This is a genomic window from Amycolatopsis sp. EV170708-02-1 (assembly GCF_022479115.1).
In the GTDB taxonomy this organism is placed as follows: domain Bacteria; phylum Actinomycetota; class Actinomycetes; order Mycobacteriales; family Pseudonocardiaceae; genus Amycolatopsis.
This window is the reverse complement of sequence record NZ_CP092497.1, coordinates 8,100,329-8,126,393: the sequence shown is the minus strand read 5'-3', so window position 1 is coordinate 8,126,393 and position 26,065 is coordinate 8,100,329. Positions and strand designations below refer to the sequence as shown.

The window sequence follows — 26,065 nt, the reverse complement described above, 5'->3', positions numbered from 1 at the left end:
CCGAACGTGAAGAACGTTCGGCGAGGCAGGACTCTTCCGGATCACCCGATCGTGTGGGAGTCGTCTCAGGATGCGGGACGGGTCCACAGATCGATGACGCTCACCCCGACCTCCGTCAGCAAACGCCGGGTCAGCGGCAGGCTGATGCCGATGACGCTCGAGAAGTCACCGTCGATTCCCTCGATGAACCAGCCGCCGAGCCCGTCGAGGGTGAAGCCGCCGGCCACCTGAAGCGGCTCTCCGGAGGCGATGTACGCCTCGATCTCTTCTTGCGACGGTGTGCCGAAGCGAACAGTGGTGCCTTCGGTTCCGGACGCTTCCTTCGTCTTCTCGCCGTTCTCGACGCGGATGATCGCGTGGCCGGTCAGGAGTTCACCGGTTTTGCCCGCCATCGACGCCCAGCGCTCGCGCGCGGCTTCCGGTGTGATCGGCTTCCCGACCATTTCGCCGTTGATCGACAGCATCGAATCGCAGCCCACGATGACCATGTCGGTGTGGCCGCCGAGGGTCTCGAAAACCGCTTCGGCCTTCGTCGCGGCGAGCGCGCGGACCAGCTCTTCGGGGCCGGGTCGGTCAGGGACGCGGCCACCGCGTCCTCGTCGACGCCGGACACGACGACGCTCGGATCGAAGCCGGCGGAACGCAGGACACCGAGGCGGGCGGGGGACTGGGACGCGAGAACGAAACGCACGTGAGGAAGGTACTCGACGGCTCGTCGTTGCCCGATTGTGACCTGGAACACCCGACCGTGGAGTTAGTTTGTTGTGGCGCGCAACATATGGATTGTTCGAGCTACGGAGGAACCAATGCCGCCCCGCCTCCGCGTCAGAAGATCTCTTCGCACGACGCAAACCACAGTGCTCGCAGGACTGCTCCTGGCCGGTTCGGCCCTCGCCCCGGCGGCGTCCGCCGCCCCGGGACCGCTTTACAAGAACCCGCACGCGTCGACGTCCGCGCGGGTGAACGACCTGCTCAAGCGGATGAGTCTCGACGACAAGATCGGCCAGATGACGCAGGCCGAACGCGGCGCGGTCACGCCAGACCAGGCCGCCGCGCTCAAACTGGGGTCCCTGCTCTCCGGCGGCGGTTCGGTGCCGGCCAGCAACACGCCGAACGGGTGGGCCGACATGGTCGACTCGTATCAGAAGGCGGCGGTCTCGACGCCGCTCGGCATTCCCACGATCTACGGCGTCGACGCCGTGCACGGCCACAACAACGTCTACGGCGCCACGATCTTCCCGCACAACATCGGCCTCGGCGCCGCGAACAACCCGCGCCTGGTCGAAAAGATCGGCCGGGCGACGGCGCTGGAAGTCGCCGGAACCGGTCCGCAGTGGGACTTTTCGCCGTGTCTGTGCGTCGCCCGTGACGACCGTTGGGGGCGGACCTACGAATCCTTCGGCGAATCCCCGCGTGACGCCATCTCGAACGCGTCGGCCATCACCGGGCTTCAGGGGCGCAGGCTAGGCGAGAAACCGGGATCCGTGCTCGCGACGGCGAAACACTACGTCGGCGACGGTGGCACGACGAACGGTGTCGACCAGGGCGATACCGAGATCAGCGAACGCGAACTGCGCCAGATCCATCTGCCGCCGTTCCGCGAGGCGATCGACCGCGGCGTCGGCTCGGTGATGATCTCGTTCTCCAGCTTCCAGGGAGTGCGCATGCACGCCCAGAAGTACCTGATCACCGACGTTCTCAAGAAGGAACTGCGGTTCCGGGGGCTGGTGATCTCGGATTACAACGCGATCAACCAGATCGACGGCAAGGAGGGCTTCACTCCCGAAGAAGTGCGGCTCTCGGTCAACGCGGGCATCGACATGTTCATGGTCCCGTGGGACGCGCCGCAGTTCATCGCGTACCTCAAGGCCGAAGTCGAGGCGGGGCGTGTCTCGCGCGACCGGATCGACGACGCGAACCGCCGCATCCTGGCGGAGAAGTTCGAGCTCGGCTTGTTCGAGCGTCCGTACACCGACCGTTCGCTCCAGAAGACGTTCGGCGGCAAGGAACATCGCGAACTGGCCCGGCAGGCCGTCCGCGAATCCCAGGTGCTGCTGAAGAACGACGGTGTGCTTCCGCTGGCGAAGAAGAACAACAAGATCTTCGTCGCGGGCAAGAACGCGAACGACATCGGCAACCAGGCGGGCGGCTGGACTCTCACCTGGCAGGGACAGAGCGGCCCGGTGATCCCGGGCACGACCATCCTCGACGGCATCAAGTCGGGGGCGGGGAAGGGAACCACGGTGACCTATGACCGTGCGGGTAACGGAATCGACGGCAGCTACCAGGTCGCCGTCGCAGTGGTGGGCGAAACGCCGTATGCCGAAGGACAGGGAGACCGGCCGAACGGCTTCGGACTCGACGCGGAAGACCTCGCCACGATCGCCAAACTGAAGGCCTCCGGCGTCCCGGTCGTCGTGGTGACCGTGTCCGGCCGCCCGCTCGACATCGCCGCGCAGCTGCCGCAGTTCGACGGGCTCCTCGCGGCCTGGCTTCCGGGCAGCGAAGGCGCCGGTGTCGCCGATGTCCTTTACGGCGACTACAACCCGACCGGGAAGCTGACGTTCAGCTGGCCTGTCAGCGCGGCGCAGGAACCGGTGAACGTCGGTGACGGCAAGAAGGCGCTGTACCCGTACGGCTACGGCCTGCGGTACCGCCGGTAGGACCTCGTGAGTGGCAAGGACGGTTAGAACCGTCCTTGCCACTCACGAGACGTGAGGTCAGGCGGCGTTGGCGGCGGGTTCGGGCACTGGTGGGTGCGCCCGGCTCCGCGCGTTCCGCGTGTTCCGCATGGTGAGCGCGGCGAGCACGCCCAGCACGAGCACCGCGGCCGGGAGCAGCAGCGTCACCCGTGCCGCGTCGGTGAGTCCATTGTGGACGGATTCGAGCGCGAGCCGCTGAGCCTGCTCGGCGACACCGGACGGCAGGCCGGGGAACGCGGCCGTCCCGGAAGAACCGAACTCCCCGGTCGATTCCGCGGCCTTCGCGACGCCTTCCGCGAACGGCGCCCGGTACTGCTCCGGGAGTGCGCTCGCGGCCGACGCGGCCTCGTCGGCGATCGAAGCGCTGATCCGTGCCTGCAGCAGCACACCGACGGCCGCGCTGCCGAGCACGCCGCCGACCTGCCGGGCGGTGTTGAAGATGCCCGACGCGGTGCCGACGAGCCGCGGTTCGACGGAACTCATCGCCAGATTGCCCATCGGCGCGAAGATGAACCCGATCCCGAAACCCGCCACCAGCAGCGCCGGGGTGAGCGCCCAGGCGTTCGCGCCCGCCCGTGCGGTCAGCGCCGCCAGCGCCAGTCCCGCGCCCAGCGCGGTCAGCCCGATGATCAGCAGGATCTTCCCGTCGACCTTGTCCGAAGCGCGGCCGACGAACGGGCCGATCAGGCCGCCCAGCAACGACATCGGCGCGAACAGCAGGCCGGACATCGTCGGCGACTCGCCCAGCACGGCCTGGATGTAGATCACCAGCGGCAGGAACATGCCGGTCATCGCGAAGCCGACGGTGACCGCGGTCAGCGCCCCGGCCGAGAAGTTGCGGTTCGCGAAGACGCCCAGCGGCAGCAGCGGTTCCTCACGGTTGAACCGTTGCCACACCACGAAAGCGACCAGCAGCGCGATACCGGCGCCGATGATCTCGAACACGGTGATCGGCCCGAACACGCGGCCCCAGTCGTAGTGCTGTCCATTTTGGACGCCGTAGACGACGCAGAACAGGCCCGCGCCGGAGAGCAGGATCCCCGGGACGTCGAAGGAATGCGAGTGCTTCGGCTGCCAGTCCGGCACCTTGAGCAGCGCCAGCGCGATCGCGACCACGCCGACCGGCAGGTTGACGAAGAAGATCCATTCCCAGCCGAGGTGGTCGACGAGCACGCCGCCGAGCACCGGCCCGACGATGGCCGCGATCCCGGCGACACCGCTCCAGAGCCCCATCGCGGGGCCGCGTTTCGACGGCGGGAACAGATGGCTGATGAACGCCAGGGTCTGCGGCGTCATCAAAGCGGCGCCGAGGCCTTGCACCGCGCGAGCCGCGATCAGCGTTTCGACCGAACCGGACAGGCCGCACCACAGCGAGGCCAGGGTGAACACCACGAGCCCGGCCAGGTAGACGCGTTTCGGGCCGAAGCGATCGCCGAGACGGCTGGCGAACAGCATCGGCACCGCGTAGGTGAGCAGGTAGACGCTGATCACCCAGACGATCGCGTTCAGCCCGGCGCCGAGCTCGCGCAGCATCGCGGGGATCGCGGTCGAAACGATCGTGGTGTCCAGCAGGATCATGAAGAAACCCAGGCACAGCGCGGAAAGCGCGGCCCAGGGGTTAGCTTGTCTTGCGTTCATCGCTGTCGTCCTCGGTGACCAGGTTCAGCTGTGGCGCGCAGTGGCCCTGGAACCGGATGCGGCCGGATTCCAAGTCCGCGACGAGTTTCTGGGTCCACTCGAGCTCGAAGGCCCGCCGCGCGGTGGCGTAGGACCAGTCGAGCCAGTAGATCTCCGGGAGCTTGTGCTCGTTGACCAGGTTCTCCAGGACGACCTGGTCGGAGGCGATGGCGGCCTGCAGCCGCAGCACACGGTGCTTGAGCTGGGTGAGCGACATTTCCGGGCCGAGCTCGTCGATGACGGCGAGCGCGCTGAGGTACTCGGGGTACTCCTCGGCGGGGTTGGCCAGCATGTCCTGCGCCCGGTCGACGAACTCGTCGCGGCCGGTGTCCGTCATCGCGTACACGGTGCGTTCGGGGCGCTTCCCGTCCCGTTGTGTCTCGACGATCTCGACGAAACCGTTCTGCACCAGGCGATCCACCGTGTGGTAGAGCGAGCCCGCCTTCACCTTCACGCGCGTGTTGACGAACCGCTCGCGCATCAGCTGCGCCATTTCGTACGGATGCATGGGCCGCTCGTGCAGGAGTTCCAGCACCGCCATGGCGAGCGGGGTGAGCTTCGCGGCCATAGATGTCCCCCTCGGAAGATTCCCGGCTGATTATTCCTCGTGGAATATATGCCAGGCGTGGCTGAATCTTCAAGAGGGGGCTTCGCTTGCTTCGGCCGGCCGCTAGTCGAGCGGTCTCGGCCCGATCTCGCGTTCGAGGAAGCGGTGGTACTCGATGGCCGCGATCGAGTTCTCCAGCTGCTCGAACGTCGGCGCGGGGAGCGCGCCGTTGAAGACGATGGTCAGGCTCTTCCTCGGGATATTGATGACATACGGATCGACGTCGAGTTCTTCGCAGTGCTCCCGCAGGACGGCGGTCCAGTGGTCGAGGTCCTCGTCCTCGCCGAGGTGCTCCCACCGCGCGACGATCCAGTTGCCGTTGATCAGCTGGCCCGCCATCTCCCGCGGATCGTGGACCATGTACGGCTGGGCGACGTCGTTCATCGTCCGAGGTGTTCGAGGAGCGCGGCGAAGGACTCGGCCGGGAGTACCAGGATCGGGCGGGTCTCGTCCGGCAGCGCCCACTGCTTGGTGTCCCGGATGCCCACGAGGCCGGGCGCGGTGCCGACCTCGACGCAGGCGTTCTCTTCCCAGTGCGTGTAGGTCGACTTGTGCCAGCCGGTCATGTTCTCGTGCCAGGTGGTCATAGGAGTGCCTTTCCCCAGTGACTGTTTCGGCAAGTAGACGGGTTGCGCGGCAGCAAGGTTGGCGAGATCGGGTGATCTGTGCCGATCGGTCGGTGAGCGGCTCCGATGATCGCGTTCGGCGCACGGAAAGGGACCTTCACCGACAGCTGCTTTACACACGATGCACTCTCGGAGTGCATAAGGCAAAGGGTCTTAGGTCACCGAAATGATCCGGCCGCGAGCTGTCGGTAGTCGGCGGCGATCCGCATCAGATGCCCGCAGGCGATGTCGCCGTAGGTGGCGTAGCGCTCGACCTCGGCGAAGTTCTTTTCGTAGTCGGCGACTTCGCGTTCGTCCGTGACGAGGGCGGTGGCCGTCTGCGTCCCGAGGAGTACGGCGCGCGAGTCGTAGATGTCGAAACCGTGGAGGACGGGGACCGCGACCGGGGTGGTCCACGGGATCACGCCCAGCCGCACCCGATCGCGGCGGGAGACCTCGACGAGGTGGCCGAGCTGGGCCAGCATGGTCGCCGCGCCGCCCATGTTCCAGCGCAGGGCGCCTTCGGTGAGCACGAAATGGAACTCGCGATTCGAGTCGAGGATCCGCTGGCGCTCCATCCGGGCCTCGACCGTCTGGTCGCGTTCGTCCTCCGGCAGCGCGTCGCCGAACAGCGCGGTGGTGTAGTCGCGGGTCTGGAGCAGGCCGAACACGATGGTCGGCTGGAACCCCCGGATGCGGGCGGACGCCGTCTCGATCTTGCCGATGCGCTGCTGCATCCGCCAGGCACCGCGCTGAAAGACGACGCGGGCGGACGACGCCTCCTCACGAAGGTCCCGGGTGATCGCGACCAGCTCCCGCCGGACCTTCGCGGGGGCGCGATAGACGCGGCACAGCGCGACGACCTGGTCCTCGGTCGGCATGAAGGCGCCGGTCTCGACGCGCGACACCTTCGACTGACTGAGGCCGGTCAGCCTCGCCGCTTCGGTACCGGACAGCCCGGCGGCTTTGCGCAGACGGCGCAACTCGGTGGAGAGGTGGTCCTGGTTCGTCACGCACGGCTTTCTGAGGCGATCGCGGTCGGCAGGACTGTCACGATAGCCCGCCGGGCCCGCCTCAGCGAGGAAGCGCCGACGCCCGCCAGGCACCCTCTCCGGGAGCGAGCGGGGCCCGCACGAGCGAAGCCTTGTCCGCCCACCACGAATCCCGTTTCGGCGCCGGTTCCGGCGCCCGCGCACCGGCCGCCGCCGCGACGACGGCGGTCAGCGCGGCGAGCTCGGCGTCGTCCGGGTTGCCCCGGACGACGCGCAGCAGCGGGGTTTCGGGCGCGGTCACAGCGGGATGTTCCCGTGCTTCTTGGGCGGCAGCGACTCTCGCTTGCCCTGGAGCAGCGAGAGCGCCTTCGCGACGTGGCCGCGGGTGTGCGCGGGCACGATCACCGAGTCGACGTAGCCGCGCTCGGCCGCCGCGTACGGGTTCAGGAGGGTGTCCTCGTACTCCTGGATCAGCTCGGCCCGCAGCGCGTCGACGTCCTTGCCGTCGGCGGCGGCCGCGGCGAGCGTCTTGCGGTGCACGATGTTCGCCGCGCCCTGCGCGCCCATGACCGCGACCTGCGCCGTCGGCCAGGCGAGGTTGATGTCCGCGCCGAGGTGCTTCGACCCCATGACGTCGTACGCGCCGCCATACGCCTTGCGGGTGATGACGGTGACGAGCGGGACGGTCGCTTCGGCGTAGGCGTAGATCAGCTTCGCGCCGCGCCGGATGATGCCGTTCCATTCCTGGTCGGTGCCGGGAAGGAAGCCGGGGACGTCGACGAAGGTCAGCACCGGGATGTTGAACGCGTCGCAGGTGCGCACGAACCGCGCGGCCTTCTCGGAGGCGTCGATGTCGAGGCAGCCGGCGAACTGGGTGGGCTGGTTCGCCACGATGCCGACGCTGCGCCCGTCCACCCGGCCGAAACCGACCAGGATGTTGGGCGCGAACAGCTCGTGCACCTCGAGGAAGTCACCGTCGTCGACGACGCGGGTGATGACCTCGTGCATGTCGTACGGCTGGTTCGGCGAGTCCGGGATCAGCGTGTCGAGTTCGCGGTCGGTGTCGGTGACGTCGTCGAAGAACCCTCCCGGCGCCGAGTCGGTCTCGAACAGCGGCGCCTCGGACAGGTTGTTCGCCGGGAGGAACGCGAGCAGTTCCTTCACGTAGGCGATGGCGTCCTCGTCGTCGGAACCGAGGTAGTGCGCGACACCCGAACGGGTGTTGTGCGTGCGCCCGCCGCCGAGCTCCTCGAAGGAGACCTCTTCGCCGGTCACGGTCTTCACGACGTCGGGGCCGGTGATGAACATATGCGAGGTCTTGTCGACCATCACCACGAAGTCGGTCAGCGCGGGGGAGTAGACGTGCCCGCCCGCGTTGGCGCCCATGATCAGCGAGATCTGCGGGATGACGCCGGACGCCTTGACGTTGCGGTTGAAGATCTCGCCGTACAGCCCGAGCGAGACGACGCCTTCCTGGATGCGCGCGCCGCCGCCCTCGTTGATGCCGATGATCGGGCGGCCGGTCTTGATCGCCAGGTCCATCACCTTGACGATCTTCTCGCCGTACACCTCACCGAGTGAACCGCCGAAGACCGTGACGTCCTGGCTGAACACGCACACCGGACGGCCGTCGACGGTGCCGTAGCCGGTGACTACGCCGTCGCCGTAAGGCCGGTTCTTCTCCTGGCCGAAGTTGACCGAGCGGTGCTTCGCCAGCTCGTCGAGCTCGACGAAGGAGCCCTCGTCCAGCAGCAGGTCGATGCGCTCGCGAGCGGTCTTCTTGCCCTTGGCGTGCTGTTTCTCCACCGCCCTCGCGGAACCCGCGTGCACCGCCTCGTCATACCGGCGGTACAGGTCGGCCAGCTTGCCGGCCGTCGTGTGGATGTCCGGTTCGTCCTCGGGCGGCGTCCCGAGCGGCTCCGTCGCACTGCTCATGAAACCGCAGCCTAGCTACTCGACGGTCACTTCGCGTGTGGCGTAGGCAACGTCGTCCGGCGGACCCGTCCTCTTGGGGGCAGGGCCGGTGTGGGGTGTCGCGTGACTGGACGGCACATGTGATCCGACGGACGACACGCGTGACTGGACGGACGACACACGTGAGCGGGTGGACGTCACTGGACGGAGGCGCGCACCAGCCCGGATTCGTACGCCGCGATCACCAGCTGCGCCCGGTCCCGCGCCGCGAGTTTGTGCAGGAGGTGGCCGATATGCGTCTTCACCGTCGCCAGCCCGAGGTGCAGGGTTCCGGCGATCTCGTCGTTCGACAGGCCGCGCGCGATCAGGCTCAGCACCTCGCGTTCGCGCGTGGTGATGTTGTCCAGCGAGGCCGCGACGCGCTGCCCGGGTTCGGGCAGCCGGGCGAATTCCGCGATGAGCCTTCGCGTGATCGAAGGGGCGAGAAGTCCTTCGCCCGCCGCGACGACGCGGATGGCGGTCAGCAGCTCGGCGGGCGGGGTGTCCTTCAGCAGGAACCCGCTCGCGCCCGCGCGCAGGGCCGAATAGACGTAGGCGTCGAGGTCGAAGGTCGTCAGCATCAGCACGTGGACGCCTTCGGTGGCGGGCGACGCGCAGATCCGCCGGGTGGCTTCGATCCCGTCCAGCTCCGGCATGCGGACGTCCATCAGCACGACGTCGGGGCGCTCCTTCTCGGCGAGTTCCGCGGCTTCCGCGCCGTCGCTCGCCTCCCCGACGACTTCGAGGTCCGGCGCGCTGTCGACGAGCACGCGGAAGCTGCCGCGCAGCAACGCCTGGTCGTCGGCGATCAGTACGCGGATCATCGTGTCCCCACTTCCTTGGCGGCGTACGGAAGCCGCGCGAACACCCGGAATCCCCCGGCGGGCAGCGGGCCCGCCTCGAAGTCACCACCGTAGACGGCGACGCGTTCGCGCATGCCGATCAAACCGTGCCCGCCCACCGCGGGCGGCGAGCCTTCGCCGCGCCCGTCGTCGACGATTTCGACGCTGACCTCTCCGGGGCCTTCGGTGATCGTGACCCGGCACGCGGACGGTCCCGCGTGCTTCACGACGTTGGTCACCGCCTCCTGGGTGATGCGGTAGACCGAGAGCGCGACGCCTTCGGGCAGGTCGTCCACGGCCTCGCCGGTCAGCTCGACCCGCACCCCGGCCTGTCCGGCGCGTTCGGCGAGGGCCCGCAGGTCGGCGAGTTTCGGCGCGGGCCCGAGCGCGGCCTCGGGCGTCCCGTCACCGGAACGGAGGACGCCGAGCATCCGCCGGAGTTCGACGAGGGTCTCGCGGCTGGTGAGTTCGATGACCCGCAACGCTTCGCGTGCTTCTTCGGGCTGTTCCGCCGCGACATGGTTGCCGACGGCCGCCTTGACCGCGATCAGGCTCATGCTGTGCGCGACGACGTCGTGCATCTCGCGCGCGATGCGCAGCCGCTCGTCGGAAACCGCCTGATCGGCCTGGGTTTCGGCGAGCTGGGCCAGGTTCGCGCGTCGTTGCCGCGTCATCCAGCCCAGCGCCCACGAGCCCGCGACCCCGCCGCCCGCGAAGGCCGTCGAGGCGATCGTGTTCGGCCCGAGCCGCAGCAGTTCGAAGATCATGACGACGACCAGGCCGAGGCCCATCGCGATCAGCGAGCGGGCGCGCGGGTGTTCCAGCGCCACGGTGTACAGGGCGCACGCGGTGGCCAGCAGCGCGGCCGGGCCCAGCCCGTTGCCGGCGAGCAGCGCCGGGACCAGGCTGCCGAGGCCGAGGCCGTAGGCGACCAAGGGGCGGTGACGCCGCAGCGCGATTGCGACCCCGCTGGCGGCGACCGTCGCCCAGGCGAGCCACATCGGGATGGCGACGAGGAACGTCCAGGTCCGCGCGGCGAGGTTCCCGCCGACGGCCACGACGAGCACCAGCGCGAGGAGCGCGTCGATCGTGTACGCCACCCGCTGGGAGAGCGCCGACGGCTGTTTCATACGGCGAACTTATCCGGACGGACGACGCTTCCGCGTCCGTCCGGTGGAGGTCATCCCCAGGGTGGAGATCAGCTCCGGTGAGCCGCCGCGAAGAACTCCTTCAGCTTCTCTCGCCAGCTTCGCAGCGCTTCGGGCACGACGTCGTCCTGTCCGGCGGGGACGGTCTGGGTCAGCTCGACCATGGTGCCGTCGAGTTCGGAGTGGCTGAACTCCCAGCGGACGACGCCGCCTCGCGGCAGGCCGATCTCCAGCAGCCGCGGCGGTTCTTCGCGGATGACCGTTCCCGTGACCGTTTCGGGGGTGAGAAGTGCCCAGACCTCGTCGAGCGGTTTCCAGATCAGATCGCGGCGGAAGCGGATCACCTTGCCGTCGCCGGTTTCCAGTACCTCACCCTCGGCGAGCCCGAATTCCTCGGTGTAGGCCTCGATCGGGCCGACCCAGTCCCGCGGCGGTTCGTGCTCCTCGCCGTCGAGCGACGCGACGAGCGCGACGAGGCAGCTGTCCCAGCCGGCGGCCGTGCGACCGGCGGCGATCCGCGCGATGGCCGGTTCACCCCGGCCGAAGGTATGCGTGAACAGCAGACGGCTGCCCTCGCCGTCGGGGACGATCTCCCAGCGCAGCACGTCGTCGTTCCAGCTGAACGCGAAGACGCGGGGTTCATCGGCTTCGAGGACTTCGCCCGCTGTCGGCGTCTCTTCGCCTTCGAAGGTGAACTCGATGACTCCGCCCGGCCGCAGGTCGACGGTGACCGCGGCGGGGAACCAGTTCGCGAGCTCCGACGGTTCGGTGATCGCCCGCCAGACGCGTTCCGGCCGATGCGCGAGACGGCGTTCGATCCGCAGCGCCGGACGTTCTCCGACGGTTTCCAACCGGGCGCGAGCGTTCACGGTCACCTCCTAATGTGCCTTGAGGGAAATATAACCGCGTCGTGATACTCGGTCAAATGTCGAGGTGGACGCCGATCCCGCTCCGCCCCGGCAGCAGGTCTTCGCGCAGGACCAGATCGTCGTCGTAGTCGCCGCCGTTCTGGTGACGGAACGGGATCGGGTCCTGTGTGGACAGTGTCCGCAGCCGTTCGCGCAACGACTTCGCGGCGGCTTCGTACTGCTCGGGCGAAACGCGGTCGGCGCCGCAGATCGTCAACGGGGGCAGCACGGACATACCCGCGTACCACAGCGTTCCGTGCTGCAGCGGGAACAGCAGGTCGCCGATCTCGCCGTTCACGCCACGCGGTCCGATGGTGGCCCCCGGCGCGCCCGCGGTCAGCACGACCATGGCGCGTTTCCCGGCCAGTGCTCCTTCGCCGTAGCGAGCCGTCCGCCCGTCGGGGCGCCGGACGCCGTAGGCGAAACCCTTGACGAAGACGCGATCGAACCAGCCCTTGAGGATCGAGGGCGGTCCGGCCCACCACAACGGGAACTGGATGATCACGGTGTCCGCCCAGGCGAGCTTTTCGTGCTCGGCGCGGATGTCCTCGCCGAGCTCGCCGGTCCGGAACGCGTCCTTCGACGTCGAGCCGACGATGAGCCGCTCGGTGGAAGCGGCCCGGCCGAAGTCGTCGGCGTCGACGACGGGCTTCCATTTCATCGCGTACAGATCGGATTCCCGGACGTCGGCGCCCTGCGCGCGGAGGGTGCGCAACCCCTCGTCGCGCAGTGAGCCGCTGAGGGAACGGGGTTCCGGATGGGCGAAGATCCACAGCACGTTCATGGTTCCACCGTCGCGCGGTCCGGCCGCCGAGACGAGTGGCCCGATGGACAACATGTGCAAGAATCGAGCCATGGGCTTCTTCGCGCATCCCGGCCGCCATCGGGTCGCCGTGCTGGTCCGGCACGGCATGCTGGTGATGGAGCTGGGCATCGTCACCCGTCTGTTCGGCACGGCCAAGTCGGCCGAGGGCGAGCCGCTCTACGAAGTCGTCACCTGCACGCCGGAACCCGGCCAGATCCGGACCGACGCCGACGTCACCATTTCGGTCGCGCGCGGGCCGGAAGTGCTGGCCGAGGCCGACACCGTCGTCATCCCGGCGTCGTCCACCGAATACGAACCTTCGGGGCACGACCTCACGGAGCCGCTCGCGCGGGCGCTGGAGCTGATCCGCCCGGACGCCAGGATCGCGTCGATCTGCACGGGTGCCTTCGTGCTCGCCGCGGCCGGCCTGCTCGACGGCCGGAAGGCGACCACACACTGGCGTTCGGCGCTGGACTTCCAGGCGAAGTTCCCGAAGGTCGCCCTCGACCCGAACGTGCTCTACACCGACGACGGGAACGTGCTGACCGCCGCGGGCGTCGCGTCCGGGATCGACCTCTGCCTGCACATGATCCGCTGCGATCACGGTGCCGCGGTCGCGAACGAGGTCGCGCGCGGAACGGTCGTCTCGCCGCATCGCGAGGGCGGGCAGGCGCAGTTCATCCGGCGGCCGGTGCCGGAGCCGCAGTCTTCCTCCACGGCCGCGGCGCGGGCCTGGGCGCTGGAGAACCTCGACCGGCCGCTGACCCTGCGCGAGCTGGCGGCGAAAGAGGCGATGAGCACGAGGACGTTCACGCGGCGGTTCCGCGACGAGGTCGGGATCTCGGCGTTGCAGTGGCTGACCCAGCAGCGGGTCGAAAGGGCTCGTCAGCTGCTCGAAGAGACTGACCTTCCGGTGGACAAGGTCGCCGCCGAGGCGGGTTTCGGGACCGCCGCGTCGCTGCGCCAGCATCTGCAGGCGGCGCTGGGGGTCTCGCCGAGCGCGTACCGGAACACCTTCCGCGAAGCCGTCTGAATTCGACTGACCTCCTGGTAACTTACCCAGAAATAAGTTCCGGAGGTGGTTGGTGAAGGCTCTCAAGTTCGCCGAACGGGTGTTGTTCGGCGCCGCCGCGATCGGCACGGTGTACTCCGCCAGGACGGGCAATCGGAAGCTGCAGCTGGCGGCCAAACCCGCGGCGGTGCCGGTGCTCGCCGCCCGGGTCGCGCGTGCGCGAGGGCTCGCGCCCGGGGAGAAGGGGCTGCTCGTCGCCGCGTTGATCGCGGCCGGGGCTGGCGATCATTTCATGGGCCGATCCGACGAAGACGGCGAGCTGATCAAGGGGGCGACCTCGTTCGGCGTGATGCAGGTGCTGTACTCCGCGCTGCTGTGGCGCCGGGGAGCTCGTCCGCGCGCGACGACCGCGCCACCCCGGCTGGCGGCGTGGGCCGCGGCCGCCGTCGCGATGGCGTTGCCGAAGCCGTCTCCGGTTTCTTCGGTGCTCTCGGTCTACGGCGGCCTGCTGAGCACGACGTCGACCCTCGCGGCGGACCCGGTGCTGGCGCCGAAGGCCAAGGTCTCGGGCGGGATGGTGATCCCGTCGGGTGACCGCCGGACCTGGATCGCCGCCGGCGCGCTGCTGTTCTCCGCGTCGGATCTGGCGATCCTGATCCGCCGGAACTTCGTCACCAGTGAGCGGACGCGGGCCAACCTCGAAACCTTCGTGCTCACCTCGTATCTCGCGTCGCAGTGGTTGCTCGTCGAAGGCATGACCGCGGAAAGTTAAGTACTTACTTGACTATTGCTCGGAGTGGGTGCATGGTTAAGCATGTGCCTAACCAACGGATGGACCAGGTGTTCAAGGCGCTTTCCGACGGGACGCGCCGCGAAATGATCGAGCGCCTCACCCGGGGGCCCGCCTCGGTGGGGGAGCTCGCGCAGCCGCTGTCGATGTCGCTGCCCGCCGTGATGCAGCACCTCCAGGTGCTGGAGGCGAGCGGGCTCGTCCGGTCGGAGAAGGCGGGGCGTGTCCGCACCTGTCATCTCGAACCGGACGGTCTGCGGATGGCCGAGGACTGGCTCGGCGGGCAGCGCACCGGCTGGGAACACCGGCTCGATCGCCTTGGTGGCTTTCTGGACTCCGACGAAGGGAACAGGTCATGACCGTCAAACACGCCACGTTCACCCTCGAGCGCGTCTACCCCGTGCCGCCGGAACGCGTTTTCGCCGCCTGGGCCGATCCCGCCGCGAAAGCCGGCTGGTTCACCGTGCCGGGCGGTGAGCATTCCCTGGACTTCCGCGTCGGCGGCCGCGAGGTCACCACGGGTCCGAACGGTGACGGCCGGAAGCTGATCGCCGACTCGCGCTACGAGGACATCGTCGACGACGAGCGGATCGTCTACGCCACGACCCTGTCCACCGACGACGTCCTCGCGACCGTGTCGCTCACGACGGTGCTGCTCGAAGCCGAAGCCGAGGGAACCAGGCTGACGCTGATCGAGCAGGGCACCTTCCTCGACGGACACGAAGAACCGGCCTGGCGCGAGCAGGGCACCGGAAGCTGGCTCGACGCACTGGGGAAGGCTTTGTCGGCAGTATGAACACATGCTGACCGCTGAGCTGATCGTCGACAGCCGTGTCCCGTCGAACCCCGCGCTCTCCGCCGACGGACGGTGGATCGCCTACCAGGTCGACACCATCGCGAAGGGTGTCCCCGAAATCTGGTTCGCGTCCGTCGACGGCCGCGAGAAACCCCGGAGGCTGGCCGAGGGCTCCATGCCCAGATGGTCGTCGAACTCCCTCTATTTCCTCCGGGACGGCCTGATCCACACGGTGGACGGGCCGCTGTTCACCTGGCGGAGCGAGATCACCGCGTTCCTTCCGATGCGGGACCGGTTCGTGTTCGTCGCCGAGGACGAAACGCCTGCCCCGGAAATCTGGGTCTGGAGCGAGAGTCTCCGCCCGGCGCGGCTGCGGAGTTTCGATCCGCGGACCGGTGAGATCACGACGTTGCTCGAAGACCACGTGGTCGACGTCGCCCGCCGCCAGGACGACGGGGCGCTCGCGGTGGTGACCTGGCCGACCCCGGAACTCGATCCCGGCGGGCTCGAACCCCGGCTTTCCACGCTGGACCTGGAAACCGGCGAGCGGCGCGACCTCGGGAGGACCGCGGTCGAGGCCACGAACCCCGTCTGGTGGAGCGACGGCGACGGCTGGCACGTCGCCTATCGCGCGACACCGGAGATGATCGGTGGCTGGGCGGTCTTCGACGTCCCCGTGGAAACGGCGGAGCATCGGACCCTGACCCCGGAATCGGCCTGCCCGATCAGGCTCGCGCAGGTCGATTCCGGCGCTCCGCTGGTGCTCGTCGCCGACGGGCTCGACACGGCCCTCCATCGGCTCGGCGCGGGCGAAGTGGCGTTTTGGCGCGGGCAAGCGGACGCCGTCGTTTCGAGCGGCGAGCTCGTGGCCGTCGTGCTCAGCACCGCTCACCGGCCGAAGGATGTCCACTGTGGACCGATCGGCGAGCCCTCGACGCAGGTGAGCGATACGGCGCCGGAGTTCGCCGGAGTCACCTGGGGCGCACAGGAACGTTTGTCCTACAAGGCTTCCGATGGGCTGACTCTGGACGGGCTGCTCGTTCTCCCGCCGGGAAAGACCCGGGACGACGGCCCGTTCTCGCTGATCGTCTTGCCGCACGGCGGACCGTACGATCGGTACGCCGACGGCTTCCGGCTCGGCTGGTTTCCTTCCGCGCAATGGCTCGCGCCGGCGGGGCACGCGGTCTTCCTGCCGAATGCCCGTGGGGGACAAGGACATGGACACGAATTCGCCGCCGCCGTCGGGGGACGGGTCGGGCTTGAGGAATGGAGCGATCTCGAAGCCGGGATCGACCTCCTCGTCGCCGAAGGGGTCGCCGACCCGGAGCGGCTCGGTATCGCGGGCTGGAGCCACGGCGGATTCGTCGCCGCCTGGGCCGTCGGCCGGACCAGGCGGTTCAAAGCGGCGTTGATGGGGGCCGGGATCTGCGACTGGGGGATGCTCGCCGCGACCGGCGAATTCGGCCCGTTCGAAGCGGCGCTCGGTGGAAGTACCGGCTGGGAAGGGACCGGCCCGCACCGGCACGATCAGCTCGGCCCGATCTCCTTCGCGTCGGAGATCGAGACCCCCGTGCTGATCGTGCACGGTGCGGACGACACGAACGTCCCGTTGTCCCAGGCGGAATTCTTCCATCGCGCGCTACGCCACTTCGGCGTCGAGCACGAGTTCGTCGTCTATCCCGGCGAAGGCCACAGGATCGCCGGACGGGAACACCAGCTGGATCTGCTTCGGCGCACCCGCGAATGGTTCGCGCGGTTGCTCTAGCCCTGCGGCTCGCCGGGGACGTACGTGCCGAAAGTCCATTCGTAGCCTTCGAGATCGTCGACGCGACAGCGGTAATTGCCCCATTCGGTGTCCTCCGGCTTCCAGACCTGTGTCGCGCCGGCTTCGATGGCGGAAGCGAAGACGGCGTCCACGGCCTCTTGCGTCGGAAGGCTGACGTAGAGGCCGTGGCCGACGGTTTCCCCCTTGCGGACCGGGCGGTCGTAGTCCTCTTCCGCGCTGAACACGATGATCCGGACTTCGCCGAGCCGCAGTTCCGAATGCAGGATCAATCCCTTGTCGTCGGCGAATTCCGTGACGGTCTCGAAGCCAAAGGCGCGTTCAAGCCAGCGAAGGGCCTTCGGGGCATCGCGGTAGGCGAGGTAGGAGTGGAGGGATGCTGGGCGCTGCTGGGTTTCGGTCATGGGCACAGCCTCGCAACCGATGCGGACAAGTACGGCCCTCGATTCGTCACAAAACAAGGCGAATGCCGAGCACGGTGATGAGCGCGCTCGACGCCAGCGCGGTCGCCAGCCGTCCACGGCGTCCGGTCAGCGCCTTGCCGAGGACGGCGCCCCCGCCCGCGAGGAACAACTGCCAGCTGGCCGAAGCCGCGAACGCCGCGAGCACGAACACCACGTGTTCCGCTCCGCTCGCTGCGGCCATGTCCTCGCTGCCGAGCACGAGCGCCGCGAAGTAGACCACCGTCGTCGGGTTCAGCAGGGTGATCCCAAGGAGGCTCACGTAGGCCTTCACCGGCCCGATCGCGACCGGTTCGGTCACCTCGGCCTTCGCGGAGGCGCGGAAGTTCCGGACCCCGGTGAATCCGATGTGGACGGCCAGCCCGAGCAGCACCACCACCGAAATCCAGCGCAGCGGCACGGCGATCGGTTCGATGAGCGGGATCAGCGTCCCGCCGCCGAGGACCGCCACCAGCGCGTAAAGGCCGTCGGCCGTGGCGACCCCGAGCGCGGCGTACGCGCCGATCTTGAGCCCCGCCCTGGCCGTCAGCACCACCAGATAGGTCGCGACCGCGCCCACCGGGATGGCGATGCCATACCCGGCGAGCAGGCCCGCGACGAACGCGGCGCTCACGGCCGGACTGGTGTCGGCCTCCACCCGGACCCGGCCTGCTGCTGCACCCGCACCCGTCGGACGACGGTGGACGGCGGCAGGAAGGCGAGGGTCGAAGTCATGGGAGAAGGATGCGAACTCGCGACACCCCGCGCAACACAATTACCCCGCGGTTCACGATGTGGCTCGTGAGTGGCAAGGACGGTTAGAACCGTCCTTGCCACTCACGAGAGGGACGGCTGCAGAACGGCGTCCAGGTCGGCCAGCAGCTTCGCCTTCGGCCGGGCGCCGACGGTCGTCCACACGGGACTTCCGTCGCGGAAGAGGATCAGCGTCGGCAGGGACATGACCTGATAGTTCCTGGCCGTGAGCGGGTTTTCGTCGGAGTTGAGCTTGCGGATGAGCAGCGACTCGGCGCGTTCGACGGCGATCTGCTCGAGCACCGGCGCGATCATGTGGCAGGGCGGGCACCATTGCGCCCAGAAATCCACCAGGACGGGCTTGTCCTGGTCCAGGACGAGTTCTTGGAAGGTTTCGTCGGTGACGACGGAAAGGGACACTCAGGCCTCCTCGGTTCGCGGCACGACGACGCACGGTCCCGGCGGCGTTTTCAGCGCGCCGGCGAGTTTGGTCAGCAGGCTGTCCCGCACGTCGTTGAGCCTGGCCAGACAGGCGTCCACCTCGGCGAGTTTGCGTTGGTAGACCTCGATCGAATCGGCGCACGAGTCGCCGGTCTCGTGCCCGGCGCGCAGGCACTCGACGAACGGCCTGGTGTCTTCGAGACTGAGCCCGACCGCTTGCAGGGTCAGGATCTCGTTCACCAGACGGAAGTCGTCCTCGTCGTACTCCCGGTACCCGTTCGACGCGCGCCGTGCGTCGAGAAGCCCTTGTGACTCATAGAAACGCAGCGCGCGGGTGGTGGTTCCGGTACGCGCGGCGAGTTCGCCGATCCGCATGGTGCCGAGCGTAAACCTTGCCCTTGGCGTCAAGGCAAACGTTCACTCGTCGAGATCGACCCGGATGGTGAGGAGGTTCGTGCCGATCGCGCGCACGGCGGCGCTGTTGAGCCGGGGCAGGGCCTTGAGCCGCGCGCGGGGGTCGTCGCCGGGGAGCAGATGCGCCGTGCCGGTGTGCCATCGGCCCTTGAGCCGGACCCGGACCCGCGGATCGGCCTGGATGTTGCGGACGTACTGCGACTTCTCGCCGAACTCCGAGACGATCCAGAACTCGCGGCCCACCCGGCGGCCCCCGATCGGTGTCCGCCGGGCCACCCCGGACTTGCGGCCGGTGGTCTCCAGGATCGGCTGGCTCGGCAGCCGGACGAGGATCGGGTTACCGACGTGGCGCTGGAACGTCGTGGCCACCCGGTGCTTGATCTCGTGATAGCGGGACATGGCTCCAGGGTGCCCTACCCTCGGCCCCATGGTGAACGAGTCGGACGTGGACCTGGGGGACGGGGCCACACTGCACACGTACGACACGGGCGGCGCCGGTCCGGTGGTCTTCTGGCACCACGGGACCCCGAACATCGGCGCCCCGCCCGTGCCGCTGTTCCCGGCCGCCGAGCGCCTCGGACTGAGGTGGGTCTCCTACGACCGGCCCGGTTACGGCGGTTCGACGCCGCGGCCAGGACGGAACGTCGCGTCGGCGGCGTCGGACGTCGAGAAGATCGCCGACGCACTGGGAATCGAGCGGTTCTCGGTCTTCGGGCATTCCGGTGGCGGGCCGCACGCGTTCGCCTGCGCGGCTCTGCTGCCGGAGCGGGTGTCGGCGATGGTCTGCGTGGCGAGCCTGGCCCCGTACGACGCCGCCGGGCTGGACTGGTTCGCGGGGATGGGCGCGGCGGGAGCCGGATCCCTGGCCGCCGCCGTGGCGGGGCGGGAGGAAAAGGAGAGGTACGAGGCGACGGCCGAATACGACGCGGAGATGTTCACCCCGGCGGACCACGCGGCCTTGTCGGGTGACTGGAAGTGGGTGCTCGACGTCGTCGGTCCCGCGGTCGAGGGCGGGCCCGGCGCGCTGATCGACGACGATCTCGCGTACGTGGCGCCGTGGGGTTTCCAGCCGTCCGACCTCCGGGTCCCGGCCCTGCTCCTGCACGGTGGCGAGGACCGGATCGTGCCGCTCGCGCACGGCGAGTGGCTGGCCCGGCAGTGCGCCACGGCCGAGTCGCGCGTGTTTCCCGAAGACGGGCACGTCTCGGTTCTCCGCCATGGAGAGGCTGCTCTCGAGTGGCTGGGCGCTCATTCGTGAGCTGCGAGATCGTCCTCGTCCGGCACGCCGAGTCCGTTCCGCCGTCGCCGGGGAAGCCCGACGACCCGGACCGGCCGCTGACCGCGGCGGGCGTGGCGGCCGCGGAACTGCTCGCGCGCGAACTCGCCGCGATGAACCCGACGGCGGTCGTGTCGAGCCCGTACCGGCGAGCCGTCGCGACGGTCGCGCCCGCGGCCAGGGCGGCGGGCCTCGAAGTCACGACGCGCTGGGAGCTGCGAGAGTGGGACTCGGGCCTGGAGCCGACACCGGACTTCGCCGTCCACTACGAGCGAAGCTGGGCCGATCCGGATTTCGCGCGTCCGGGCGGCGAGAGCCTGCGGCGGCTGACCGCACGGGCGATGGCCGCGGCCGATCGGCTCGCGGAGCAGTACGCCGGCGGCGTCGTGCTGGTGGGCAGCCACGGAACCTTCGTGTCCCGGCTGCTGGCCGGAGTGGAGCCGGGAATCGACTGGCCGTTCTCGCGGGACATGCCGATGCCCGCCGTTCATCGGATGCGTTGGCCCCGATAGCTGGAGGTGTTCATGAGTGGCGTGTCACGGAACCTGGACTACGACATGCCGTGGCCGATCCCGGAGTTCGTGGGACTTTCGGTCGCCCAGGCTCTCGCGCTCGCTGGGGAAGCCGAGATCGTGCTGTACGAGTCAGGCGCGACGACGCCGTTGACAGGGCGCTCGGAAGGGCGAGTCGTGCGTCAGTCGTCGCCGGGATCGGGGCGCCATCGGCCTACCCGGGTGACGGTCTGGATCACGCCGTGAGTGGGCTTCCGCCGAACGTGACTCAAGCGCCGAAAACGGCGTGAAGCGACCCCTCGTACTGCCGTCGCGAAAACGTCAGAGCACCGAGCGTGTCGTAGTTCCAGTCCCGGTACGTGTTACGGAGACCCGACCACGTAACCGTGTCTTCGTCGGCCGCGATCTTCGCCACCAGCGCCCAGCAATCCTCGATACCGCACGAGCACCCCAGCAACAGGTACTCGTCGTCTTCCGCGCCGTGCGGAACGCGATCCGGTGCTTCGCCGAGCAGATGCCCGGCGGAAAGGCGCGTCGAATTCGCGTAATCCCCGGCGAGCGAGTCCTCGGGTTCGTCCGGGAATTCCGCGCCGCGCTCCTTCTGTTCCGCGAGTGCGCCGGGAAGTTCGGTCTCGCGCACCAGGTCGAGAAAAGGAACGCCGTCGATCAGGACTCGAAGCCACGTTTCCCGCTCGTCCGGTCGCCTCGGTTCCGTGGAGGACCTGCGGAACTCGATCTCACGCATGAGCACACGGTAGGCATCGGCGGCCGGGGCCGCCGGTGGTTGGCCGGTTCAGGCCGCGGGCCGCCCGGCACCCGTGTAATCGTCACCCTTCGAGTGATACGTGTGGATCTGGATCGCCTGGCCCTCGGTGGGCGCGTTGATCATCAGCCCGTTCCCGAGGTACAGCCCCACGTGGTGGATCCGCGTCGACGGGTTCCCGTAGAACACGAGGTCGCCGAGCTTCGGCTCGCCGGACACCTGCGGCAGCGCGCGGAACTGGCTGTCGGCGGTCCGCGGGAGCGCGACACCGGCTTCGTCGTAGGACTTCTTGGTCAGCCCGGAGCAGTCGAAGCCCGCCGCGCCCGCTTCGGGGCCGTTGCCGCCCCACACGTACGGGAGGCCCAGCTGACCGAGGGCGAAGCGGGTCGCCTTCACGGCGGGGCTGGCGGAGCGCGCCGGGTCGAGGGACAGGGTCGCGTACAGCTGCGCGTTGCCCAGGACACGCTGGCGGAACAGCTCGGCCTCGTTGCCCTTGCCGCCCTGGTACCCGGCGATGGCCTTCCACCAGCCGTTGCCGCCGCCGAGGTCGGCTCCGGAAGCGCACAGGGCGCGGCCGGCGGCGACCGAGGCCGAGTCGGGATCGGTGAGCGCGGGTTTCGCGATGCCGGGGATCGACGCGCCGTGCTTCTTCCACTGCTGCGCCGACAGGCCGAGGGGTTCTCACCGCCGCGTCCGTGGTTCGAGCTGGCCGCGCCGATCCCGGCCAGGGTGACCCAGGACAGGTGACAGTTCGGCTGCTCGCCGCGCAGCGCCAGTTCGCCGTTCGCGTAGCCCATGAGCGACTTCGCCGGGATGTCGAGCGGCCCGGCCAGCTTGTTGGCCCACTCTTCGAGCGGCCGGGCGCCCTTCGGCGTCTCCTGCGCCTTGACCGGCGCGCTGACTTCGAGGACCGACGGACCCGCGCCGCCGCCGACGGTGGCCGGGTCCTGTTTCGCGGCGGGAAGGGGTACGGGCTGACGTCCGTCCGCCGGGGCGGGATCGTTCCCGCCCGCGAGCAGCCAGCCGGCCGTCGCGAGCCCGGCGACCAGCGGGAGGGCGACCAGGCCGCGCATCGCCACGCCGTGCGCCCACGACTTCTTGCGGCTGGTTTCGGACGCGCTCGGCGCGGGCTCGGGCTCGGTCACGCCGTCCAGATTATTGGAGACCACCTCTGCGTAACGAGCGAACGCCTTGCACGTTAGGGGGACTCTCATATTCTGGACGAATGAGTGAGACGGGAGCGCTCGACGCCGGGCGTCTGAGTGCCGCGCTGTCCGGCCGGTACGCCGCGATCCAGGTCGTGGCGAGCACCGGGTCCACCAACGCCGACCTGCGGGAAGCCGCCGCGAAGGGGGCTGAAGACCGCACGGTGCTGATCGCCGAAGAGCAGACGGCCGGGGTCGGCCGCCGCGCCCGGCACTGGTCTTCGCCGAAGGGATCGGGCCTCTACGTCAGTGTGCTGCTGCGCCCCGGAGGCGTCCCGTTCGCCAATTTGGGTTCACTTTCCGTGGTCGCGGGCCTCGCGGTCCGGGAGATCGCCGAGGGGCTGGGCGTCGACGCCGTCCTCAAGTGGCCGAACGACGTCCTCGCCGGTCCGGACCGCGCCAAATGCGCGGGCATCCTGGCGGAGGCCGTCGCCGGTGACGAGACCACCGTGATCCTCGGCATCGGCCTGAACGTGCGGCCGCTCGGTGAGAGCGTCCCGGCCGGGCCCGGGGGCCTGCCCGCCACCTCGCTGGCCGAGCAGGGCGCGACGGAGACCGATCGCGCCGAGATCGGCGTCCGGCTGCTCACCGCGTTCGACGAGCTCGAACGCCGCTGGCGGCTCGCGGGCGGGTCACTGGCCGAGGCCGGTCTGCTGGGGGACTACCGGCGGTTCTGCGCCACGCTGGGCCAGGACGTCGAGGTCCAGCTGCCCGACGGCTCGTCGCTCACCGGCCGCGCCGCCGACATCGATCCCGCCGGCCAGCTCCAGGTCGACGTTCCCGGTGGTGAGCGGTACACGGTGTTCGCCGGAGACGTCGTCCACGTACGGCCCGCCAAGGCCTGATCCGTGCGTCTCGATTTCCGGCGTCTCCTCTTCCGCCGGGACCGTTCGCCGGTACGGTGAGCTCACCAGCGCCGAACACACTTTGGGAGCGTCCGTCGTGGCCTATCCGGACGATTTGCTCAGCGAGAACGAGCACGTCGTGGTGCACAGTCACCCGCATTTCAAGATGCTGATCTTCCCGTTCCTCGCGCTGATCGTCACGCTCGGCGCGGGGATTTGGCTGGCCGTCGTCGCGAAGGACGCGACGGCCCCGTGGGACCTGATCTCCGAGATCGCGATCGCCGCGGTCGGGATCGGTCTCGTCGTGTGGCTGTTCCTGGCGCCGTTCGTCCGGTGGCGCACGACGCATTTCATCGTCACCACGGACCGGTTGATCGCCCGCGAGGGTGTGCTGAAGCGGACCGGCATCGACATCCCGCTGTCGCGGATCAACAGCGTCCAGTTCGAGCACGGGCTGCTGGACCGCGTGTTCGGCTGCGGCACGCTGGTGATCGAGTCCGCGTCGGACGAACCGCTGAAGTTCGACGACATCCCCAAGGTCGAGCGCGTGCACACGGTCATCTACCGCGAAGTCAACGACAACCCGTACGACGACTTCGCGCCGGGACCGCAGCAGACCGAGCCACTGCCGCCGCAGGGGCACCCGCCGCGCGGAAACCGGCGGCGCTGATGGGCACGCGAGAGCTGGGGCTGCCGGAGCAGGTCCCGTCCGTCTACTCCCTGCCGGAGCGGGTGACGATCTGGGAGGTCGGCCCGCGTGACGGTCTCCAGAACGAGAAGTCGATCGTCCCGGTCGAGGTCAAACTCGAATTCCTGGACAGGCTCGCCGATTCCGGGCTGACCACGCTCGAGGCGACCAGCTTCGTGAGCCCGAAATGGGTGCCGCAGCTGGCCGACGCCGAGCAGCTCCTCGCCGGCCTCGACCAGCGCGAGGGCGTCCGGTACCCGGTGCTCGTGCCGAACGAGCGCGGGCTGGACAGGGCGCTGGAGGCCGGGGTTTCGCATATCGCGATCTTCGCCAGCGCCACCGAGACCTTCGCCAAGAAGAACCTCAACTCGACGGTCGACGACCAGTTCGCGATGTTCGAGCCGGTCGTCACCCGGGCACGCGCCGAAGGGCTCGACGTCCGCGGATACGTGTCGATGTGCTTCGGCGACCCGTGGGAGGGCGCCGTCCCGGCCGCGCAGGTCGCCGGAGTAGGTAAGCGGCTCCTGGACCTCGGATGCTCGCAGCTCTCGCTCGGCGACACGATCGGCGTCGCCACCGCGGGGCAGGTCGAGACGCTGATCGGGGAGTTCTCCGGCGTCGAGGCACTGGCCGTCCATTTCCACGACACCTACGGCCAGGCGCTCGCGAACACGTTGGCGGCCCTCCGCTGCGGCGTGTCCACTGTGGACTCTTCGGCCGGTGGCCTCGGCGGCTGCCCGTACGCCGAATCGGCCACCGGGAACCTCGCGACCGAGGATCTCGTGTGGATGCTCGACGGTCTCGGCGTCGAAACCGGTGTCGATCTCGACGCGCTGGTGGCGACGAGCAAGTGGATGGCCGGGAAGCTGGGCAGGCCGAGTCCGTCCCGGGTGGTCAACGCGCTCGCGGGATGAGGTTCGCCGCGCTTTCGGGTATCCGCCGACGAGAACGCCGTCCGGCGCTAAGGTCGTAGCGCGTCCTGTCCGCTGCCTCCCCCGGTTCGCCGGTGGGAACCGATTCCTTGGGGAGGTGCGGTGACCGATCCGAGCGAGGCCGGAACGGGCCCGATCCGGCTGCCCGTCGAGTACGACGCCCCGACACCACCGCACGGGGCGCGCGCTCCGTACGCGCCTTCGCCGTGGCCGCCCGCGGTGGCGCCCCTGCGGGTGCCCTTCCCGCCGAAGCCCGCCGCCCCGCCGCCGATGGGGGCGTTGCGGACGGAGCGGGAAAGCGTGATCGCGCTGTTCCTCGTGCACATGTTCCCCATCGGGCATCTCCCGGTCGCGATGGGCAAACCCGCGCGTCAGCTGCCGCTGCCCGGCGGCGGTTCCGGACCGCAGGACCACCCCGAGGCGGACGTGCTCGACGACCTCGACGCGTTGTCCCATGTCAGCAGCGGTTTCCGGCGTTCGCCGACGACTCCGGCCGCGGTTCCGCCGCCGGAATTGACCAGGGGACACCATCCGTGGGGCGAAATGTCCGAAGAGGACTGGAAAGAGCGCTTCGTGACCGGGAAGGGCTATCTGTGGCCTGCCGAAAGCGATCCGGCGACGCCGTCGATGCTCGAGGCCGGCACTCATCTCGACCGCTTCGGGGATCAGCACGGCCGGATCTTCGCCGAGGACGCGACCTTGTTCCCGATGCGCTCGCTACCGCCGGACCAGGCCGGCGCCTACCGGCGTTACCGCGTCGTCCGGCCGCTGCCGGTCTGGCGCTCGGTGAGCGCCGGGTGGTTCGGCCAGCCGGGCGGCGGGGTGCGCTTCCGCACGGTGCTGGGCGCCGATGAACTTGTCACGCTGGGCTTCCTGGCGGACGTCACGGGGGAGGTTCGGTGAACACGGGGACGATCCTGCGGTGGCTGGCCGCGCTGGGCGTGCCGCCCGAAGTGGTCTCGGTCGGCGCGGAGGTGGACAACGCCTGGTGCCTCATGCGCGCGGAAGAAGAGGGCGCCGAGCCCGCCTGGGAGGTCTTCTGGCGGGAGCAGGGCAACCGATACGACTGGGCGCGGTTCACCAGCGAGCAGGTCGCCTGCCACTACCTTTTCGGACGTCTCGCCTGGTCGCAGGTCGCGCGCGGCGCGGTGGGGCTGCTGCCCGGCGCGCAGTGAC

At 69.1% G+C, this 26,065-nt stretch carries 31 protein-coding genes and 2 pseudogenes; 14 read left to right on the top strand and 19 right to left on the bottom strand.

Going from position 1 to position 26,065, the window contains the following annotated elements:
* Positions 1–65: 65 nt before the first annotated feature.
* Positions 66–691, bottom strand: a pseudogene (locus MJQ72_RS36865) (Maf family protein).
* A 166-nt stretch (positions 692–857) separates the two neighbouring features.
* On the opposite strand from MJQ72_RS36865, the gene MJQ72_RS36860 reads away from it, so the two are divergent.
* Positions 858–2,663, top strand: a complete 1,806-nt coding sequence (locus MJQ72_RS36860; RefSeq protein WP_240595643.1) for a glycoside hydrolase family 3 protein — start codon at positions 858–860, stop codon at positions 2,661–2,663.
* Positions 2,664–2,720: 57 nt separating this feature from the next.
* Here MJQ72_RS36860 and MJQ72_RS36855 read toward each other — a convergent pair whose 3' ends face one another.
* The 11 genes from MJQ72_RS36855 to MJQ72_RS36805 form a co-directional block, all read right to left on the bottom strand.
* Positions 2,721–4,340 carry a DHA2 family efflux MFS transporter permease subunit gene (locus MJQ72_RS36855; RefSeq protein ID WP_240595642.1) on the bottom strand — a complete coding sequence of 540 codons (1,620 nt, stop codon included), beginning with the start codon at positions 4,338–4,340 and terminating at the stop codon, positions 2,721–2,723.
* Complete coding sequence (locus MJQ72_RS36850) at positions 4,321–4,947, bottom strand: PadR family transcriptional regulator (protein WP_240595641.1); 627 nt, start codon at positions 4,945–4,947, stop codon at positions 4,321–4,323. Before MJQ72_RS36850 ends, MJQ72_RS36855 begins: the two co-directional genes overlap by 20 nt.
* Positions 4,948–5,049: 102 nt before the next feature.
* Positions 5,050–5,370: a hypothetical protein gene (locus MJQ72_RS36845; protein ID WP_240595640.1), complete on the bottom strand. Its 321-nt coding sequence runs from the start codon at positions 5,368–5,370 to the stop codon at positions 5,050–5,052.
* The gene (locus MJQ72_RS36840; protein ID WP_016331337.1) at positions 5,367–5,573 is read right to left on the bottom strand and encodes a DUF397 domain-containing protein; all 207 of its coding nucleotides are present in this window, start codon (positions 5,571–5,573) and stop codon (positions 5,367–5,369) included. Before MJQ72_RS36840 ends, MJQ72_RS36845 begins: the two co-directional genes overlap by 4 nt.
* 197 nt (positions 5,574–5,770) lie before the next feature.
* Positions 5,771–6,604: a helix-turn-helix transcriptional regulator gene (locus tag MJQ72_RS36835; protein WP_240595639.1), complete on the bottom strand. Its 834-nt coding sequence runs from the start codon at positions 6,602–6,604 to the stop codon at positions 5,771–5,773.
* Positions 6,605–6,665: 61 nt separating this feature from the next.
* Positions 6,666–6,884: an acyl-CoA carboxylase subunit epsilon gene (locus tag MJQ72_RS36830; protein ID WP_016331339.1), complete on the bottom strand. Its 219-nt coding sequence runs from the start codon at positions 6,882–6,884 to the stop codon at positions 6,666–6,668.
* Positions 6,881–8,518: an acyl-CoA carboxylase subunit beta gene (locus tag MJQ72_RS36825; RefSeq protein WP_240595638.1), complete on the bottom strand. Its 1,638-nt coding sequence runs from the start codon at positions 8,516–8,518 to the stop codon at positions 6,881–6,883. Before MJQ72_RS36825 ends, MJQ72_RS36830 begins: the two co-directional genes overlap by 4 nt.
* Positions 8,519–8,694: 176 nt before the next feature.
* Positions 8,695–9,360 (bottom strand): response regulator transcription factor, encoded by a 666-nt coding sequence (locus MJQ72_RS36820; protein ID WP_240595637.1) that lies wholly within the window; start codon positions 9,358–9,360, stop codon positions 8,695–8,697.
* Positions 9,357–10,508: a sensor histidine kinase gene (locus MJQ72_RS36815; protein ID WP_240595636.1), complete on the bottom strand. Its 1,152-nt coding sequence runs from the start codon at positions 10,506–10,508 to the stop codon at positions 9,357–9,359. The genes MJQ72_RS36820 and MJQ72_RS36815 overlap by 4 nt, the downstream gene beginning before the upstream one ends.
* Positions 10,509–10,576: 68 nt before the next feature.
* Positions 10,577–11,395, bottom strand: a complete 819-nt coding sequence (locus MJQ72_RS36810; protein ID WP_240595635.1) for an SRPBCC family protein — start codon at positions 11,393–11,395, stop codon at positions 10,577–10,579.
* A 52-nt stretch (positions 11,396–11,447) separates the two neighbouring features.
* Entirely contained in the window at positions 11,448–12,218 is a 771-nt protein-coding gene (locus tag MJQ72_RS36805) for an NAD(P)H-dependent oxidoreductase (RefSeq protein ID WP_240595634.1), read from the bottom strand.
* A gap of 43 nt (positions 12,219–12,261) precedes the next feature.
* Here MJQ72_RS36805 and MJQ72_RS36800 point away from each other — a divergent pair, with 43 nt between their 5' ends.
* Genes MJQ72_RS36800 through MJQ72_RS36780 form a run of 5 tightly spaced genes read left to right on the top strand, consistent with a single transcriptional unit; the run spans position 12,262 to position 16,602 of the window.
* Entirely contained in the window at positions 12,262–13,272 is a 1,011-nt protein-coding gene (locus tag MJQ72_RS36800) for a GlxA family transcriptional regulator (protein ID WP_240595633.1), read from the top strand.
* 52 nt (positions 13,273–13,324) lie between these two features.
* Entirely contained in the window at positions 13,325–14,023 is a 699-nt protein-coding gene (locus MJQ72_RS36795) for a lysoplasmalogenase family protein (protein ID WP_240595632.1), read from the top strand.
* A 59-nt stretch (positions 14,024–14,082) separates the two neighbouring features.
* Positions 14,083–14,400 carry a helix-turn-helix transcriptional regulator gene (locus MJQ72_RS36790; RefSeq protein WP_240601514.1) on the top strand — a complete coding sequence of 106 codons (318 nt, stop codon included), beginning with the start codon at positions 14,083–14,085 and terminating at the stop codon, positions 14,398–14,400.
* Positions 14,397–14,837: an SRPBCC domain-containing protein gene (locus MJQ72_RS36785; protein WP_240595631.1), complete on the top strand. Its 441-nt coding sequence runs from the start codon at positions 14,397–14,399 to the stop codon at positions 14,835–14,837. The genes MJQ72_RS36790 and MJQ72_RS36785 overlap by 4 nt, the downstream gene beginning before the upstream one ends.
* Positions 14,838–14,841: 4 nt before the next feature.
* On the top strand, positions 14,842–16,602 hold the full coding sequence (locus MJQ72_RS36780; RefSeq protein WP_240595630.1) for a prolyl oligopeptidase family serine peptidase: 1,761 nt from the start codon (positions 14,842–14,844) through the stop codon (positions 16,600–16,602).
* On the opposite strand, the gene MJQ72_RS36775 is transcribed toward MJQ72_RS36780, so the two are convergent.
* The 5 genes from MJQ72_RS36775 to MJQ72_RS36755 all read right to left on the bottom strand — a co-directional run bounded on the left by MJQ72_RS36775 (position 16,599) and on the right by MJQ72_RS36755 (position 19,067).
* The gene (locus MJQ72_RS36775) at positions 16,599–17,024 is read right to left on the bottom strand and encodes a VOC family protein (RefSeq protein ID WP_240595629.1); all 426 of its coding nucleotides are present in this window, start codon (positions 17,022–17,024) and stop codon (positions 16,599–16,601) included. The two genes, MJQ72_RS36780 and MJQ72_RS36775, sit on opposite strands and share 4 nt — an antisense overlap.
* Positions 17,025–17,070: 46 nt before the next feature.
* Positions 17,071–17,694: a LysE/ArgO family amino acid transporter gene (locus tag MJQ72_RS36770; RefSeq protein ID WP_240595628.1), complete on the bottom strand. Its 624-nt coding sequence runs from the start codon at positions 17,692–17,694 to the stop codon at positions 17,071–17,073.
* 203 nt (positions 17,695–17,897) lie between these two features.
* Positions 17,898–18,233 carry a thioredoxin gene (gene trxA / locus MJQ72_RS36765; RefSeq protein ID WP_240595627.1) on the bottom strand — a complete coding sequence of 112 codons (336 nt, stop codon included), beginning with the start codon at positions 18,231–18,233 and terminating at the stop codon, positions 17,898–17,900.
* On the bottom strand, positions 18,234–18,629 hold the full coding sequence (locus MJQ72_RS36760) for a MerR family transcriptional regulator (protein ID WP_016331353.1): 396 nt from the start codon (positions 18,627–18,629) through the stop codon (positions 18,234–18,236).
* A 42-nt stretch (positions 18,630–18,671) separates the two neighbouring features.
* Positions 18,672–19,067 (bottom strand): nitroreductase/quinone reductase family protein, encoded by a 396-nt coding sequence (locus MJQ72_RS36755; protein WP_240595626.1) that lies wholly within the window; start codon positions 19,065–19,067, stop codon positions 18,672–18,674.
* A gap of 28 nt (positions 19,068–19,095) precedes the next feature.
* Here MJQ72_RS36755 and MJQ72_RS36750 point away from each other — a divergent pair, with 28 nt between their 5' ends.
* Genes MJQ72_RS36750 through MJQ72_RS36740 form a run of 3 tightly spaced genes read left to right on the top strand, consistent with a single transcriptional unit; the run spans position 19,096 to position 20,702 of the window.
* Positions 19,096–19,926: an alpha/beta fold hydrolase gene (locus MJQ72_RS36750; RefSeq protein WP_240595625.1), complete on the top strand. Its 831-nt coding sequence runs from the start codon at positions 19,096–19,098 to the stop codon at positions 19,924–19,926.
* Positions 19,923–20,456 (top strand): histidine phosphatase family protein, encoded by a 534-nt coding sequence (locus tag MJQ72_RS36745; protein ID WP_240595624.1) that lies wholly within the window; start codon positions 19,923–19,925, stop codon positions 20,454–20,456. Before MJQ72_RS36750 ends, MJQ72_RS36745 begins: the two co-directional genes overlap by 4 nt.
* 12 nt (positions 20,457–20,468) lie before the next feature.
* Positions 20,469–20,702, top strand: coding sequence for a hypothetical protein (locus MJQ72_RS36740; RefSeq protein ID WP_240595623.1), 234 nt, complete (start codon positions 20,469–20,471; stop codon positions 20,700–20,702).
* Positions 20,703–20,724: 22 nt separating this feature from the next.
* Here MJQ72_RS36740 and MJQ72_RS36735 read toward each other — a convergent pair whose 3' ends face one another.
* Together MJQ72_RS36735 and MJQ72_RS36730 are read right to left on the bottom strand one after the other, a co-directional pair.
* Positions 20,725–21,201, bottom strand: a complete 477-nt coding sequence (locus MJQ72_RS36735; protein ID WP_240595622.1) for a hypothetical protein — start codon at positions 21,199–21,201, stop codon at positions 20,725–20,727.
* A gap of 48 nt (positions 21,202–21,249) precedes the next feature.
* A pseudogene (locus MJQ72_RS36730) lies at positions 21,250–22,364 on the bottom strand (C40 family peptidase).
* Between the two features lie 80 nt (positions 22,365–22,444).
* On the opposite strand from MJQ72_RS36730, the gene MJQ72_RS36725 reads away from it, so the two are divergent.
* From MJQ72_RS36725 to MJQ72_RS36705, 5 genes are all read left to right on the top strand, one after another.
* Positions 22,445–23,269 carry a biotin--[acetyl-CoA-carboxylase] ligase gene (locus tag MJQ72_RS36725; RefSeq protein WP_240595621.1) on the top strand — a complete coding sequence of 275 codons (825 nt, stop codon included), beginning with the start codon at positions 22,445–22,447 and terminating at the stop codon, positions 23,267–23,269.
* Positions 23,270–23,366: 97 nt separating this feature from the next.
* Positions 23,367–23,939 carry a PH domain-containing protein gene (locus MJQ72_RS36720; protein WP_240595620.1) on the top strand — a complete coding sequence of 191 codons (573 nt, stop codon included), beginning with the start codon at positions 23,367–23,369 and terminating at the stop codon, positions 23,937–23,939.
* The gene (locus tag MJQ72_RS36715; protein WP_240595619.1) at positions 23,939–24,871 is read left to right on the top strand and encodes a hydroxymethylglutaryl-CoA lyase; all 933 of its coding nucleotides are present in this window, start codon (positions 23,939–23,941) and stop codon (positions 24,869–24,871) included. The genes MJQ72_RS36720 and MJQ72_RS36715 overlap by 1 nt, the downstream gene beginning before the upstream one ends.
* Before the next feature lie 120 nt (positions 24,872–24,991).
* Entirely contained in the window at positions 24,992–25,792 is an 801-nt protein-coding gene (locus MJQ72_RS36710) for a TNT domain-containing protein (RefSeq protein ID WP_240595618.1), read from the top strand.
* A complete protein-coding gene (locus tag MJQ72_RS36705; protein WP_240595617.1) occupies positions 25,789–26,064 on the top strand; it encodes a hypothetical protein in 276 nt (91 codons plus the stop codon). Before MJQ72_RS36710 ends, MJQ72_RS36705 begins: the two co-directional genes overlap by 4 nt.
* The last annotated feature ends 1 nt before the right edge of the window (position 26,065 follow it).